Origin of the sequence: Streptomyces sp. 15-116A, assembly GCF_025290915.1 — a bacterium.
Classification (GTDB): domain Bacteria; phylum Actinomycetota; class Actinomycetes; order Streptomycetales; family Streptomycetaceae; genus Streptomyces.
Map to the genome: position 1 here is coordinate 38343 of NZ_JAOCQE010000002.1, position 14579 is coordinate 52921.

Consider the following 14579-nt stretch of genomic DNA (forward strand, 5'->3'; position numbering starts at 1 on the left):
GGGCAGCGGCCCGCAGTGCCCCGGACCGACAAGAGCTGGAGAAATGCACATGCTCATGAACCGAGCCGAGACCCTGCTGGTGAACAGCCCGCCACGCCGGTGGCTACAGCGCCTGTACGAGGCGCCACTGCTGGCCCGGCTCGGCGGGCGGACGCTCGGCGCACACGTCGCGGAGATCGGCTGCGGCTCCGGGTACGGCACACGGCTGATCCTGGATGTCTTCGGCGCAGCCACCGTCGACGCCGTCGACCTGGACCCCGCCATGATCGAACGGGCCCGCCGCCGTCTGGCCCGTTACGACGGCCGGGTCCGGTTGGCGGTCGGCGACGCCACCGACCTGCGCGCCGCCTTCGATGCCGACGACGGCACCTACGACGCCGTGTTCGACTTCGGCATCATCCACCACATCCCCGCCTGGCGGGATGCCGTCGCCGAGGCCGCCCGGGTCCTCAAGCCCGGCGGCCGGTTCTACTTCGAGGAGGTCACCGCGACCGCACTGGCCCGCCCCACCTACCGCGCCCTGTTCGACCACCCCACCAAGGACCGCTTCACCGCGGGCGAGTTCCTGGCCGAACTATCCCGCCACCAGCTGGAATTCGGCGAGCAGTGGCGCACCCGCACCGGTGGCGACTACCTGCTCGGCGTGGCCGAGCGCGGCTGAGACCAGCCCGCTGCCGCAGCGAGGTGACACCAGCCCCGCACAGCGCAGGGCGGTGTATAGGGCCCTTTGCGCCATCCCGGCGATCCCCGCTGTCATCGCGTTTCGCCGATGACAGCGGGGGCACTGGGGGACGCATGACGACGATGAAACTACGCGCCCCCGACCGCGCCACGTTGCTCCGTCTCGCTCGCCGGGGACCCCTCCGGCCCCGCGACCTGCGGCGCTCGCTGGGTGCGGAGACCGCCGCGCGCCGCTGGCTGCTCGGTGCGGTGATGCCGCTGTGGCTGGGTGCCGGGGTCGCTGACTGGTACCAGCACAAGCGCACCCGCATCGAGACCACCGCAGGCCCCCGCGAATCGCTGATGCACTCGCTGATGCTGGCCGAGGCCGGCGTACCGGTCGCCCTCGGACTACTGTGCGAGGTCAACGCCGGCGTCCTGGCCACCAGCGCCGGTGCGCTCGGCGCGCACAGCGCCACGGCGGCCTGGGACGTCCGCTACGCCGACAAGCGGCGCCGTATCGCCCCGGTCGAGCAGCACATCCACAGCCTGCTGGAGGTCGTACCGCTGATGGCCACCAGCCTGCTGGCGGTACTGCACTGGGACCAGGCCCGCGCACTGACCGGCCGTCAGCAGCGCCCCGACTTCCGGCTCCGCCTCAAGAGCCGCGACCCACTGCCGCCGCGCGCACGCGCCGGGCTGCTGGGCGCCTTCGTCATCTTCGGCGCCCTGCCCTACGCCGAGGAGATGTACCGCTGTTGGCGTGCCCGCCCCACCCTGAAGGCACAGCCCACGACCGACGGGAGGGCGGCCGGTCCGCCGCGGACCGGCGACGCCGAGCACCGCGACGGGTGAGCGCAATGGCCGATCTGCCCCCGCCCCCTCGGGGCGGCTGATGAACCGAACGGGTCACGCGCGGCAGGCCACAATCCCATCCCGGCGTTCCTCGCTGTCATCGGGTTTCATCGATGACAGCTGGGGCACCAGGGGACGCATGACGAAGCTGCGCGCACCGGACACCGCCGCCGTGGTCCGCCTCGCCCGGCGGCAGCCCGTCGAACACGAGGACCTGCGGCGCTCGCTGGGCGCGGAGGCCGCGGCGCACCACGGCGCTGACGTGCTGAGCAGCCGAGGCGCGATCGCACGGGACCTGGACACCCCTGCGGAGGACCGGACATGACCGAAGGCCGTGACCATACCCTCGTTCGGCGCGGGCTGGCCCTCGCGTGGTTCATCGTGGTCTGGGACGTGATCGAAGGCGTCGTCGCGGTCACGGCCGGGCTGGTGGCCGACTCGATCGCCCTGGTCGGATTCGGCATCGACTCGGCCATCGAGGTCTTCGCCGCCTCCGTGGTGATCTGGCAGCTCCGCGCCGGACCACGCGCTCGGCAAGGACGGGCGCTGCGGCTGATCGCGCTCACCTTCTACGCCCTGGCCGCCTATGTGGCCTTCGAATCGATCCGCGACCTGGTCACACAGGACAAGGCGGGCGAGTCCCTGATCGGCATTGTGCTCAACGTGGTCGCGCTGATCGTGATGACGCCCATCGCGGTGAGCCAGCGCCGCATCGGACGCGCCCTGGACAACCCTGTCCTCGTGGCGCAGTCGACCGAGACGTGGATGTCCAACGCTCTGTCGATCACCGTACTCGCCGGGCTGGGCCTCAACGCCGCACTGGGCTGGTGGTGGGCCGATCCGGCGGTGGCCCTGGTGGTTGCCGTCCTCGCCGCCTGGTCCGGCCGCGAAGCCTGGGAAGAAGCAAGTGAAAGGGACTCCGAGCCCGTCGCGAGTCCGTGACGAGGGCCTTCCCCTGGTTGACACGGGTGGCTGATCGGCGGGCGTGGGAATCCGGGTAGGGAGGGACCGTGCAACGGATCACGGCGGTGGTGAGCGGCCGGCCGATGGTGGCCTGGCGGGCTTCGGGGGCGAGACCGTCGGTGGTGTGCGTTCACGGTGCCGGAGTCTCCAGCCGGGAGTTCCAGCCGTTCATCAGGGTGCTCGGCCGTCGTCACGACGTGTGGAGTGTCGATCTGCCCGGGTTCGGTGCCAGCAGCGGACCTCCGCGTCCGCTGGGGTTGCGGGCGCTGGCCGACGCGGTCGCTCAGTGGCAGGCCGCCGTCGACCTGGACCGGGTGGTGCTCCTCGGTGGGTCCTTCGGCTGTCAGGTGGCCGTCGACGCCGCCGTCCGGCATCCGGACCGGGTCGCCGGGCTGGTGCTGGTGGGGCGGACCGTCGACTCCGCGGCCCGCGGCTTTGTGCGCCAGCTGATGCGCTGGCTTCGCAACTCGCCCCACGAGCGGGCCTCGATGGCACTGCTGAACCTGGCCGACTACCGCGACGCCGGCGTGCGCCGCGTTGCCGGTGCGTTCGCCGAGTCTCTGCGCGACCGCATCGAGGACAAGCTGCCGCACGTCTGTGTGCCCACGCTGGTGGTCCGCGGAGCCGACGACCGGCTGGTCTCCCAGGAGTGGGCGGAGGAGGTGACCCGGCTGCTGCCCGCGGGCCGGCTGGCCGTGGTACCGGACGCCGGCCACATGGTGCCCTACCGGCAGCCGCATGAGCTGGCCGGTCTCGTCAGCGATTTCCTCGCCGCTGAAGGCGCGGCCCTCGGCGGTGGTGACAAGACGCGGTCGCGGGAGCGGAGGGCAGCGCGGTGAAGGCGTCCCGGGCGGTTGCGGCATTCGACTCCTCCAGCGGGACGCTGCGCGCCCTGTCCCGTTTCCTCGCCGGCCGGGACACCCCGGGCATCGGCCAGGTCCCCGCCGCCTTCGAGCTGCCGCTGTCCGGCCTGCTCGGCGCCCTGAACCGGCTGCCGAGCGCAGCCCAGGAGCGGGCGTACGCGGCCAGCGGCTGGGCCGAGGCCATCCCGCGGCGCAAGGCCGGCGACGTACGCTCCGAGGCGCTGGCCGCCTGGGTCACCGGCCACTACCCCCAGCGCCGCTACCCGGTGATCTTCATCGGATCCGCCAACGGCGCCTTGGTCCACCTGGCCGCGGCCCTCGACGCGCCGTGGCTGCCACAGACGCTGCTGCTGCCCGTGCGCCGCCGTGGTGTCGCACCGGACGACCCGCGCAGCGACCTGGCCGCCGTCAGCGGTGCCGGCCGAGCCCTGCTGGCCGCCAACCCGGACCTCGTCCTGCACCACATGCACGACCCCAACCAGGACCGTCTCATGATCGCCGGAATGACGTACTTCCGCGTCAAATGGCGCCGACTGCCCGAGGCGTACCGTCGATTCATCCACGACCACCTGGCCCCCGGCGGCACCCTCGTCGCCGTCGACTGCACACTGCGCTGGCCCACCACCAGGATCGACGACCGGTACGTGTTCCAGTTCGGCGCCCTCGGCGACGCCACACCCGAGGAATACCACCGGGGCGGCCCCCGCGTCACCGACCTCCTCACCCGCTACGGCGCCCCGGTACGTCACTGGGACCCGCCCGCCCCCGACGGCGAGAGCCCCGAGGCCGAATGGGGCCTGGAACCCGCGCTGCTGAACGACCTCTCCGCCTTCGCCGAGCGGCAGCGGCTCGACCTGGACGTACTGCGCTTCGACACACCGGGACGGCTCAGCCCCGCCATCGCCGACCTCTACCGCTCCTGGTACGCCGACCGCGGCCTGCCCACCGACCGGCTCCTGGTCGAGTCGTTCCTCCTGCTCGACCCCTGGCAGGCGCTGCGCACCGGCTCCGTACCGTACTGGTCCGTCTTCGGCACCGAGGCTTTCCGCACCGGCCTTGAGACATACCTGGACACCACCTACCCGTACGACGAAATCCGGATCCTGCTGTTCAACCACGGCACCGACTCCATCGGCCTGGCCAGCGCGCAGGACTGGCGGCGCACCGCCGCCCGCGCCCGCAAAATCGGTGTCCTGACCGGCGTGAACGCCACCGCATACCCCCGCGACTTCGCCAGCCTTGTCCGCTCGCACCGAGAGCTGACCAAGATCCGCACCCGCTACCCCATGCCACTGCCGCTCGACACCGCCAGCACCGCCGCGACACTCGGCGCCTGGGACGACATCGACTGGCACCCGGCGAAGTGAACGGTGGGTGGTGCCGGGATCGCTCCGATCGAGTTCTCCGGAACTCTCGCCGCAACCGTCAGGCGATCGGGTATGCCACCCACGAGGGGTCTGTGAGCACCGATCCACAGATCTACGGCGCCTGACCCGGGTTCGACGTGATTCCGCAGCTGGAGCGGCGAATTCGGGGTCGAAGTAGCGGATCGTGACATGGCGCTTCGGAGTGCGCCGACGGGCCTCGTTGACTCGTCGGGTCCGCACATGGTCCCCGTACATCGACACGGCTTCCTTGTAACTGAAGGGCACCGCAGGCGCGTGGCTCTCCTTGTCCGCCCACGCCTCATCGCGCACGGCCCGGACAGCAGCAAGCCCCTCGGCCAGGCAGGCGACCTCCTGCGCCACTGGAACCAGGAGAGGCCCGAGCAGCCCGTCGTCACCCCCTACCCCCCTGCCACACCCACGACTATCTCGCACCCGGTCTCCGCGTCACCCGTCCCGAGACCCGCCTGACCATCGGCTGGTGACAACCCGGGACGCGGTAGGCGACAGCGCGCGTCCTCGTCGAGACGAGTAGATCCCCAGATCAACACCAGGGGGCGGCTGCCCGGCTTCTATCGGCCGGGCAGCCGCCCCGGCACACGATTGCGCTCAGCTACACGATCCGTACGGCGCGCTCGCTCCCGAACTGTTCGGCAGCGCACGGACATTCGACGGCGCAGCCAAGACGTCGCGAAGCCGCTCGATCTCCATCCTCTGGGCGGCGATCTGCGACAGAGCCCGCTGCCTGAAGTCAGTGAGACCGCCGATCTGCTCGTCACGCGCGGCGAGGCGTTCCTTCAGCCCGGAGACCTGTTCTTTGAGGCGCTCGATCTGTGCCGCCCGCGGGTCCGGAATCACGCCCGTTTCCCGAAGCTCGGTCAACCGGCGCTCGAACTCCTCCGCCAAGTGTTGGTAGGTGCCAGGCCGCGGCGAGCCGTCGCGGTTCTTCTTGGGATAGAAGCCGGTGCGGGCAACCCCGGCCTGGGTCGCGAGGGTCTTGATGTCGCACTTGCCGCCCGAGGGAACGTCACCGGCAAGGAGCCGGTCCATGACGTGCCGAATGGCCGCCTCGTTGTTCCGCCGGGTCTCGTCGCTGATGCGGGCCACGTCATGCCCCCGTTCCGCAGAGGGCGTCGATCTCGGCCAGCACCCGTTCATCGCGGGCGAGTTCCGTACCCAGCCGGGCCTTCTCCGTCCGCTGAGCGCGCCCGATGGAGGCGATGAAGACCTTCTTGCTCTCGGCGCTGGCCGCCCACACCGGGCGGTGCCCGGCATGATGGGTGGCCTGGGGGCACCGCGCCGAATCGCACATGCCGATCAAGGGCTCTGTCGCCCCGCGGGCGTGGGCCCCTGCGAGCTTGAGGCACAACGCCTTGGACGGATCGAGGAACCAGCAGTAGTTTGCCGGCCCCAGGTGTAGGGACTTGGCCCGCTTGGCGAGCAGGTTCGTCACCTCCTGGTCACTGCGCTTGATGTTCGGCGCCCCGGAGGAATCCAGCTGTTCGTCGACGAACGCGAAGAAGTCCAGGAGGTCGCTGGCGCCAGGCCCCGCAGGCCGGATACCGTTCTGGTAGTCGTGAAATGCGTCCAGGGCGACGCGCATCTTGTGCTCTCGCTCCTCTTGGCCGAACTCGGCCATCAGCACCGACTGGGCCCCACCGGGGCGGTCCGCATAGCCCTCCGTGGTGACCACCGAAATATGCTTGAGATGGATCTTGGCGGCCAGCAAACCACCGGGCCGGTGCGCCATTTCCACCGCGAGGGTTCTCCGTAGCATCCGCAGACTGACCGGCACCTCGGGGATCGGCGCCAGCCCAAGGCGACGGCCCTCTGGGCCATTGACCCAGCTCAGGAACCATTCGTACGGAGTGAAGAAGGAGAGCGACTTGAACAGGTGACCGTCGTTCTTCACCGGGTCAGCGAGCGAGGCGGCTACGCCGGCAGTGTCGTACGCCTGCTTGATGGTCACCCACTGATCGTGTTCACCACCCACCTTCCGCCCCTTGATGACCTTGCCCTTCAGGCGGTAGCGGACGCGGCCCTCGCCGAGCTGTTCGGGAGGCAGGCGGCAGTCGTGGGTCAGCTCAGCCAGTTCGCTCTTCCGCATTCCGGTCAGTGCGGCGAGCGCGATGAGGCAGGCTGTGCGGGCCCGGGAGAGCTGCAGCCGGGCCTCGGTGGTGTTCATCGGCAAGGTCCAGGGGACACTGCCCCGTCCGTCCGCGCGTTCGACCAGGGCGGACGCACGGCCCCAGCGTTTGGACAGGCCGACTTCTCTGACGGCCTTCTCCAGGTGGCCGCGCAGCGTGGGCAGCCACGTGTAGTGGAAGGCGTGCCGTCCAGTCTCGTGGGCGAGGGAGATCAGGTTCACCCGTAGCAGCGGATCGTCCGGAGCCCAGCCGTCCGCCAGCCGCTCGGCTACGACGTGATCAAGGGCGACATCGAACGGATCGCCCTCCTGTATGTGGCGGTCGATGGCCTGCACGACCTCGACCCTCCAGACCGGACGCTCCCGGTTGTTGCGGCCCGGCCGGTTCGGAACCATCTCCTGCAACTGCTGCTGCAGCTCCACGACGTGCGGCGCCAGCACCTCCACCACGTACAGGGCCGCCGCGACGAGCGGTTGGAAGACGTCGTTACTCAAGGGCGGTGTCGTGTTGCCCGTCCTACGGACCATCCCGGCGACGGAGTACGCCGTGCGTCGCCCCCACGGACGGAAGGCCGGCACATAGCCGTCGGCTGCGAACAGTTCCATGTAGTAGCCCAGCTCCTGGATGACCGCCACTACGTCCATGCGGTAGCCGGGGCTGCTGTCGCGGATCACGACGCCGTGCTTGTCCCGTACCTTCTTGCGAAGTTCCAGGTAGGCAGCACAGTGCTGCTGGGTTACCTCCGCGAGATTGTCCACGCCCTGTTCGGTGAGCCAGTTGAGCCAGCCGGCGAGCACGGTCAGCCGCCCGTGCACCGTGGCTATCTGCACGGGTGTTCGGTAGGCGTGGGCAAGTTCCCGCACAGCGCGGTGGTCCGGTGCGAGCCGGGCGAAGATGAACTCCTTCGCGAGTTCCCTCCATTGAGGGTTGAGGATCTCGGTGAAGGACAGGATCCGCGCGTGCCGTGCAAGGTACCGCGGCATCCCGATGACACCGGTGAAGTCCCAGATAGCGTCGTCGAAGTGCGGATGCGGGCCCGCGCCGTGGACCGGCAGACCGGCCGCAGCGCATACGTCTTCGCCTCGAAAGACGGAACGCGAAAAGGCAGCCGGGAGGCCCGTGGGCCGGTGCGGGGTGGTCATATGGTGTGCTCCTCAGGGCGCAGGGGAAGCTCGCCATCGGAATCGGTGACCTCGGCAGTGGCTGCCCGTAGCGCGTGCTCAGGGAAGTACCGGTCAGGGGTCAGGATCTCGTCCAGACGGTGGGCGTACGGGCCGAAGACGGGAATGAACTCGGCGGTGGTCATCTGCTGCCACTGGCGGGAGAAGAACGCCCGTAGCCGCAGCAGGTTCGGCAGATGGCGAGGGGCGAACAAGGCCAGCGGACACAGCAGGCACACCCACGGGCGTGCCGGACAGGGCTTGCCCTTCGGCCCGTGGAGCCCCGACAGCTGATCTCCACATGCCGCGGTGAATACGTCGCGTTCCCCGGACAGGAGCTGCGCCAAGGCGTTGTCATCCAGGCCGAGCCGCTTCATGTGCTCGGGGTAGTTCTCCACCAGGTCGGCCATTTCAGCGGTGGCCAGCACCAAGGGCGGCAGCGCCCGGCGAACGAGGTCCTCCTGCGCCTGGGCGATGATGTCCTCAGCCGCCTCGCGCTGAGCCGGCGTCGTGTTCGTCAGGTAGTGGTCCCCCTCGACGCCGGGGGACCGGTTCGGATCCAGCGTGGACCGGCGGCTGCCGCGCCAGTGTGACCGGTCCTTCAGCGCATCGTGGGTAGTGCGGATGCGGTGCCGGTGAAGGAACAGGGGGCGACCGTCGTCGCCAGTCATCTGCGTGGGGCGCCCGTCCTCGTCGACGGCTTGGCGCCGCTCGACCCAAGCGCATATGGACAGGCGCGTGGCCGGCTTGGCCAGCCATCGCTCTCCTGACCGCGTGCCGCCCGGCGTGAAACGCACCCAGAGCTTGTCGCGCAGTTCCTCGGGCGCGAAGCGGCGGGCCACCGCAGAGTGCTCGATCCACTGTTCCAGCAGGCGAGTGGCCTGACGTGACAGAGCAAGGCTCTCTGCCGCAGTGCGGCCCTTGACGTAGCTGAGGAGGATCTTCTCGTCACCCGCCCACTCGATGTCGTCGAGTCCCAGGTCCGCGATCCCGTCCGGCACGATCCCGGTGTAGGCGCCGAACAGCAGCTGATAGGCGATGATCACGTCCAGGGTCGGGATCAGCGGATCCAGGACCGCGCGAAGACCGCCCCCGTATCTCTGCCGGAAGGGGAACGAGCCGCGGTCTGCCATCTCGGTGACGAGCGGGTCGGGCCCGTCGTGAAGCACCAGCCAGTGATGGGCAGTGCGCTCACGGAGCGAAGCCCCTGGACCGTCAGCTGACGAAGCGTGATCACGGGCCGCGCAGAACGCGCGGAAGGCGCCATCGACCTCGTCCCGGCAGGTACGGATGAGCCGAGCCCATTCGGCCTCGCTGTACGGCTGGTGCGAGCCGTACCGCTCGCCTGTGTTGAACAGCCGGCCATCGACGAACGCGCGCACATCCGGCGCCAGAATCTGATCCTGGTCATCCGCGCAGCGCAACATCGCCCGCAGCGCGCTCTCCTGCGAGGATCGCACCCCTTGCCGCCAGTACCGGGCGAGGAGCGCGCGCGTCAGGTCGGAGGCCCCGCCGGAGAACCCGAACTCGACCAGCCAGTCGGTGAAGCCGCGGACGGCCGTGAGGTAGAGATCGAAGCCTCCCGCACTGTCGACCTGCCCGTGCGGATGGACAAGGTCCGTAGCGCCTTCCAGCAGAGTGCGTGCCAGCCCCGGGAGCTCCACTGGCCGCCGCACGCGTAGGCGACGGCGGTACTCCGACCCATCGCTGAAGATGCAGTGCACACCCAGCGGGTCAAAAGTGACGGTGGCCGGCATCAGACCACCGCCGGTTCGTCGTTGAACTCAGTCTCGAGCTCCAGCTCGACGTCCTCGTTCAGCAGCCCGTACTCCTTGCCGACCCGTCGATACAGGGACGTGAACAGGCGGAGCACGTCCAGACGGTGGAGGTACGATTCCGTGGTCAGTGAGCTGGTATGTCCGAGCAGATCGCGCAGAATCAGCAGCGGTTCCTGGGTCCGCAGGTAGTGCGCCAGGGCGGCATCGTCATCGGTGTCGCGAATCTGTCGAGCAGCCTGCTCGTACCAGCCGCGCATCAGCCGTGCCATGGTCGCCATGGCCATGGTGTGTCGTAGCCGGTGGGGGTTGACGTGCGGGAAGCGTGGCTCGTATCGCTCGCGGATGCGGTCGGAGGTTCTGGCGAAGACCGTGGACCATCCGGTGAACGGGCGTCCCTGGCCCCACACTGACAGCAACATCGAACCCCCCTCCGGAGCGACCAGACGCCGCCGCTCGTCAGGGCCGAGTGAGCTCCATTGCACACGGACCCCGTTGACGCGTCCGCCCCGCTGGTCGGCGTCCGTCACGAACAGCGGCTCGCCCCAGCGGGCCGGCGGACGCCACGACGATCCGAACGTCGCCGCTGCTCGGTCGAGGGCGATGTAGGAGTGCAGCTCAGCCAGCGAGTCGTAATCGATCCACGATTCGCGGTACTTGCTTCCCTTGGTAATCCCGGACGGGACCGGGAAAGAGACCGGCACCGCAGTCCGTCGCGAGGGAAGCAGGGGCACCTCGCAGACCAGCAGATACGTGTACTCCTGACTGCGTAGTCCGCTGGAGACGATCATTCGACCGACCGCCGAGTTCCGGGCCAACTCCCGTCCTCGATAACGAAGATCTCGCTCGCCGTCGGGACTCAAGCCCGCCAACCCCTTCAGGAACATGTCCGTGAAGTCGTCGTCGAGATACTTGATCGTCACATGAGGCTTCGCCTGGCGCCGCCGTGACTGGTTTACCTGTCCGCGACGGACTTGTCCCTTGAAGGCCCAGACCGCCTGCCGGTACGTGAACGGCTCGGAGTCGGCGTACTCCTCATCCTTCGCCCACTTGTAGAACCCCGCCAGAATCGCCATGTTCTGGTTCCACGTGGACGCCTCGAAACGATGCTCGATGGGGCCCTGGGCCCGATAGACGGAGTACGCGCCCAACGCCGCCTTCAGACGACGCCGCGTGTCGAACAGGGCGACCCCGTGCCCGGATATGAACTCCAGCCACTCACGCACCGTACGCACGTAGTAGGGCCACGAATTTGGAGATGGGCATCCATTCGCTGGCAGCTCGCAGGCCCAGCAGTTGATCACGGTGGTGGGACGGACACCGCTGCTGTCTTCGAAGAGAAGGTCGTCGTCGAACAGTAACGGCATCCCCTCCGGGATCGCCGGCCTGAACACAAGTCCCCAGGACTTCCAGCCTGCTGATGAGTACGTCGATTGGTGCATGGCCGATGAGTATCAATGCAACCCGGCTGACTGCAACAAACAAACGAGCAGGTCAAGCGGTACATCAGAAGGTAAGCAACACCGTCGTTAAGCGGGAACAAGCAGGTACAGGGCCCACAGGGTGTTGAGGAGTGCCAGGGCGGCCGAGGTGGTCGCGTTGACCAGGGTCAGCGTGCGCAGCCGGTGGTCACGGCGTACGTACCGCAGGCCCTCACCGATCTCGGCGTGCAGACGGTGGCTTCCTGCCCGCGCCCGGGTGGTCTCACGCGTCTGGATACGGGCGGTGCACCAGGCGCTGACGAGGTAGGAGCCGACGTCACCGAGCAGTGCCCGGGCCGGTCCGAGGAGCGCGGTCAGGGTGGCGCCGAGGTTGCTGCCGGCGGTGGCGGCGACGGCGAACAGGGCGCCGATACGGCTGTTGCTCCGTTGGATCAGGGACCGGTCGACCAAGCTGGGCAGGAGACTGATGGCGGCGGCATCATGCAGCACGCCTGCCGCACCCTGCACCGCAGCGACCACCATGAGCTGAGCCAGGGACAGTCTGTCCAGCGCCGCCGCTGCGGGCACGCTGGCCAGCACGACGGCGCTGACCAGATCGCCGGTGATCATCTGCTTCCGCTTGGAGCGCCGGTCGGCCAGCGCTCCGGCGTGCAACGCCAGAAGAGCGGGCGGGAGTTGGCCCATGAACGTGATCCAGGCAACCTGGGCAGGGCTGGCATCCAGTTCGAGGACAGCCAGCACGGGCAGGGCCATTGCGCTGATCGAGCTGCCGGCCACGCTGGCGGCCTGGCCGGTCAGGTATCGACGGAAGTCCTGGTGCCGCCACAGCGACGTCCCTCCGGCCGACGAGATGGGGTCACACAGGGAGGACATGACGTACCCCCTCGGCTCCCGTCGGGCGCACGCCCGGCACGACCGTGGCTGCGTGATCGTGTTGCTCGGGCATCCCAGGCACCGCGGTGTCCACGCCCGGGTCGCTGCCTCGGATACAGCCGCTGAGCAGAAACCCCTTCCGCCGCAGTAGGGGGGCGTCAGATGGAGGTTGGCCGGTCAGCACATCGGCATCCGGACGGGCAAGCATGGCGGTGTGCTGTGTGCTCACGGCGGCGGACAGGTCTGTGAGCACGCTGCTCTTGCGCGGGCGTGTGTTCATGCGGGTGCCTGCCGCTGTTCGTCATCGTCCCGGGCATCCGAGGAGACCTGGCACGACAGCAGCTGTCGGAACAGACCCGGTTGCTCGGCCAGCTCTTCGTAGGTGCCCTCCTGCACGATCCTGCCCTCGTCGAGCACGACGATCCGGTCGGCTACGGCGACGCTGGTGATGCGGTGGGTCACCAGCAGTACCACCCGGTCCCGGGCAAGACCCCGTAGCCGCTGGAAAATCCGGTACTCGGCAAGCGGATCGAGGTTCGCGGTCGGCTCGTCAAGGACCAATAGCCCCGCCTGGCGGAAGAACGCTCGTCCGAGAGCGATGCGCTGCCACTGGCCCCCGCTCAGTTCCTCCCCGTTGAGCCACTCGCGGGCGAGAAGGGTGTCCAACCCGGCGCCGAGCTTGTCGACGACCTCGTCGGCGCCGGCGGCCTCACACGCCTCGCGTACCGCCGCGTCCCCACGCGCCGTGGGCTGCCCGAGGGTGATGTTCTCCCGCACCGTCAAAGGCCAACGCGCGTAGGTCTGGGGTACCAGGGCCACCTGCTGCCACAGCGCCTGCGGCTCGGCGTCGCCGGTAGGAACGCCGTCCCACAGCACCTGCCCGTCGGTGGGCAGGTAGAGGCCGCTGATCAATTTCGACAGCGTCGACTTACCCGAGCCGTTGAATCCGACCAGGGCGGTGACCTCGCCCTGGCGCAGGGTGAGCGTCACGTCGGACAGAGCGTCTTGGTTCTTGCCCGCGTACCGGTGCGTGACCGACTTGATCTCGATCTTCTTCGGCGGCCCCGGGCGATGCGTGCCCCGGCGCATGCGGAACCCTCCGGCCTTGTCCAGGAAGCCGCTCCAGTCGTCCATGTACAGGCCCGTGCGCACGGCGCGCGCCCCTACCGAGACCAGACCGCGGACCGACTGGCCCACCGTCTGCAAGGCGAAAACAGCCGTCCCGGCGTGTCCGACGCTGATGCGGCCTGTGGCCAGCAGCCACACGACCGCCGCCCATACGACTGCCGAACCCACGCCGCCGCACAGCGCGCCGATCAAGGACATGCGGGCCCCCTTGTCGGCGGCGGCGCGGTCCTCGCGGTTGATCCGTGCGACCGTCTGCCGGTACCGGCCGGAGAGGAAACCGGCCATGGTGCCGGCACGGATCTGGTCGGCAGCCTCCTTGGTGTAGATGTGCCAGCGCAGGATCGACAGCATCCGCAGGTCGCCGTTGCTGCGCAGATTTGCCAGGTATCGCACCCGTGCGGCGCTGACCTGTGCCAGGGCCTGCGGCAGGCTGGCGGCGACTAGAAGGGGGAGAAGGACCCAGTGCACGCCGGCCAGCACGATCGCGCCAGCGACGAAGGAGGCCGACGAGGCGATCAGGTCCTGCCCCTCGTCGATCAGGTCCCCGGTGACTTGCGCCCCGCGGTCGGCGGCTTCGCGGTCGTGGTTGAAGTCGGGCTCGTCATAGGCGCACAGCTCCACCTCGGCGCAGCCGGTGAGCAGCATCTGCTCGGCCTCGCGCGACATCAGCGGGCCCAACCGGGAAGACAACCAGGAGACGGTGATCCCCAGAAGGGCGCGTGCGCCGGCGGTGCCGGCCAGCAGGGCCACAGAAGGCCACGCCTGAAGGAGCCGCTGGTAGACGTCTCCACTGGTCAGCAGGGCGGTCAGGGTGCCGCTGATGGCGACCAGGCCGAGGGCTTGCATCACGCCGGTGACGGCCTGGCAGAGCAGGAGACCGATGGTCGCTCGGCGGTCGACCCGCCACGCGAGAGCCAGTGACCGGCGTACCAACTGCGGCAGCCGCCGGGCCATATCGCGCATCCTGATCGAACGGCCGGCCGCTTCACGGCTGCCCGTCAGATCGACGTACCGCATCTGCGGCTCCCTGGCAGCCGTTTCCGATGGCTCATCCGGCTCGGCTGTAGAGGACGCGTCGGGCCCGGTCGTCGGTCCGGGAGGCAACGAAGAGGGTGTGGACTCCAGCGGGGCGGTGCGCGGCCCCGGGATGTTGTCGGGTGATGCATCGGTGGGCTCACTCATGCTGCCCACCTCGTATCCGGTCGTGCTGCGCGCTGGGCGGCGGCGTCAACTTGCCGCCCGGATCGAGCGGAGCGCGGGACAGCCGGCATAGGACGTTCGAATGCGGCGAAGGGATTCGCAGGGACGGGCACAGGGTTCACGGAGTC

At 69.1% G+C, this 14579-nt stretch carries 12 protein-coding genes; 6 read left to right on the forward strand and 6 right to left on the reverse strand.

The features are described 5' to 3' along the window. The first annotated feature begins 49 nt into the window (after positions 1-49). The 6 genes from N4P33_RS00745 to N4P33_RS00770 all read left to right on the forward strand — a co-directional run bounded on the left by N4P33_RS00745 (position 50) and on the right by N4P33_RS00770 (position 4708). The gene (locus N4P33_RS00745; RefSeq protein WP_260824194.1) at positions 50-661 is read left to right on the forward strand and encodes a class I SAM-dependent methyltransferase; all 612 of its coding nucleotides are present in this window, start codon (positions 50-52) and stop codon (positions 659-661) included. A gap of 134 nt (positions 662-795) precedes the next feature. Further along, positions 796-1515: a diguanylate cyclase gene (locus N4P33_RS00750; RefSeq protein WP_260824195.1), complete on the forward strand. Its 720-nt coding sequence runs from the start codon at positions 796-798 to the stop codon at positions 1513-1515. A 139-nt stretch (positions 1516-1654) separates the two neighbouring features. Beyond that, positions 1655-1840: a hypothetical protein gene (locus tag N4P33_RS00755; RefSeq protein ID WP_260824196.1), complete on the forward strand. Its 186-nt coding sequence runs from the start codon at positions 1655-1657 to the stop codon at positions 1838-1840. After that, on the forward strand, positions 1837-2457 hold the full coding sequence (locus tag N4P33_RS00760) for a cation transporter (protein ID WP_260824197.1): 621 nt from the start codon (positions 1837-1839) through the stop codon (positions 2455-2457). The genes N4P33_RS00755 and N4P33_RS00760 overlap by 4 nt, the downstream gene beginning before the upstream one ends. Positions 2458-2525: 68 nt before the next feature. Beyond that, the gene (locus tag N4P33_RS00765; protein WP_260824198.1) at positions 2526-3317 is read left to right on the forward strand and encodes an alpha/beta fold hydrolase; all 792 of its coding nucleotides are present in this window, start codon (positions 2526-2528) and stop codon (positions 3315-3317) included. Beyond that, positions 3314-4708, forward strand: coding sequence for a hypothetical protein (locus N4P33_RS00770; RefSeq protein ID WP_260824199.1), 1395 nt, complete (start codon positions 3314-3316; stop codon positions 4706-4708). Before N4P33_RS00765 ends, N4P33_RS00770 begins: the two co-directional genes overlap by 4 nt. Before the next feature lie 627 nt (positions 4709-5335). Here N4P33_RS00770 and N4P33_RS00775 read toward each other — a convergent pair. The 6 genes from N4P33_RS00775 to N4P33_RS00800 form a co-directional block, all read right to left on the reverse strand. After that, positions 5336-5833 carry a hypothetical protein gene (locus tag N4P33_RS00775; protein ID WP_260824200.1) on the reverse strand — a complete coding sequence of 166 codons (498 nt, stop codon included), beginning with the start codon at positions 5831-5833 and terminating at the stop codon, positions 5336-5338. Between the two features lies 1 nt (position 5834). Beyond that, positions 5835-8015, reverse strand: coding sequence for a site-specific integrase (locus tag N4P33_RS00780; protein ID WP_260824201.1), 2181 nt, complete (start codon positions 8013-8015; stop codon positions 5835-5837). Beyond that, on the reverse strand, positions 8012-9790 hold the full coding sequence (locus N4P33_RS00785; protein ID WP_260824202.1) for a hypothetical protein: 1779 nt from the start codon (positions 9788-9790) through the stop codon (positions 8012-8014). The genes N4P33_RS00780 and N4P33_RS00785 overlap by 4 nt, the downstream gene beginning before the upstream one ends. After that, positions 9790-11175, reverse strand: a complete 1386-nt coding sequence (locus N4P33_RS00790) for a site-specific integrase (RefSeq protein ID WP_260824234.1) — start codon at positions 11173-11175, stop codon at positions 9790-9792. Before N4P33_RS00790 ends, N4P33_RS00785 begins: the two co-directional genes overlap by 1 nt. A gap of 162 nt (positions 11176-11337) precedes the next feature. Beyond that, the gene (locus tag N4P33_RS00795) at positions 11338-12123 is read right to left on the reverse strand and encodes an MFS transporter (RefSeq protein WP_260824203.1); all 786 of its coding nucleotides are present in this window, start codon (positions 12121-12123) and stop codon (positions 11338-11340) included. Positions 12124-12399: 276 nt separating this feature from the next. Then, the gene (locus N4P33_RS00800) at positions 12400-14268 is read right to left on the reverse strand and encodes an ABC transporter ATP-binding protein (protein WP_260824235.1); all 1869 of its coding nucleotides are present in this window, start codon (positions 14266-14268) and stop codon (positions 12400-12402) included. Positions 14269-14579 lie beyond the last annotated feature (311 nt).

Bases quoted from the DNA above. Each gene is read 5' to 3' on its own strand.
- N4P33_RS00795 (WP_260824203.1), bottom strand. From the start codon at position 12,123: ATGTCCTCCCTGTGTGACCCCATCTCGTCGGCCGGAGGGACGTCGCTG.
- N4P33_RS00745 (WP_260824194.1), top strand. From the start codon at position 50: ATGCTCATGAACCGAGCCGAGACCCTGCTGGTGAACAGCCCGCCACGC.
- N4P33_RS00760 (WP_260824197.1), top strand. From the start codon at position 1,837: ATGACCGAAGGCCGTGACCATACCCTCGTTCGGCGCGGGCTGGCCCTC.
- N4P33_RS00750 (WP_260824195.1), top strand. From the start codon at position 796: ATGACGACGATGAAACTACGCGCCCCCGACCGCGCCACGTTGCTCCGT.
- N4P33_RS00790 (WP_260824234.1), bottom strand. From the start codon at position 11,175: ATGCCGTTACTGTTCGACGACGACCTTCTCTTCGAAGACAGCAGCGGT.
- N4P33_RS00780 (WP_260824201.1), bottom strand. From the start codon at position 8,015: ATGACCACCCCGCACCGGCCCACGGGCCTCCCGGCTGCCTTTTCGCGT.
- N4P33_RS00785 (WP_260824202.1), bottom strand. From the start codon at position 9,790: ATGCCGGCCACCGTCACTTTTGACCCGCTGGGTGTGCACTGCATCTTC.
- N4P33_RS00800 (WP_260824235.1), bottom strand. From the start codon at position 14,268: ATGCGGTACGTCGATCTGACGGGCAGCCGTGAAGCGGCCGGCCGTTCG.
- N4P33_RS00755 (WP_260824196.1), top strand. From the start codon at position 1,655: ATGACGAAGCTGCGCGCACCGGACACCGCCGCCGTGGTCCGCCTCGCC.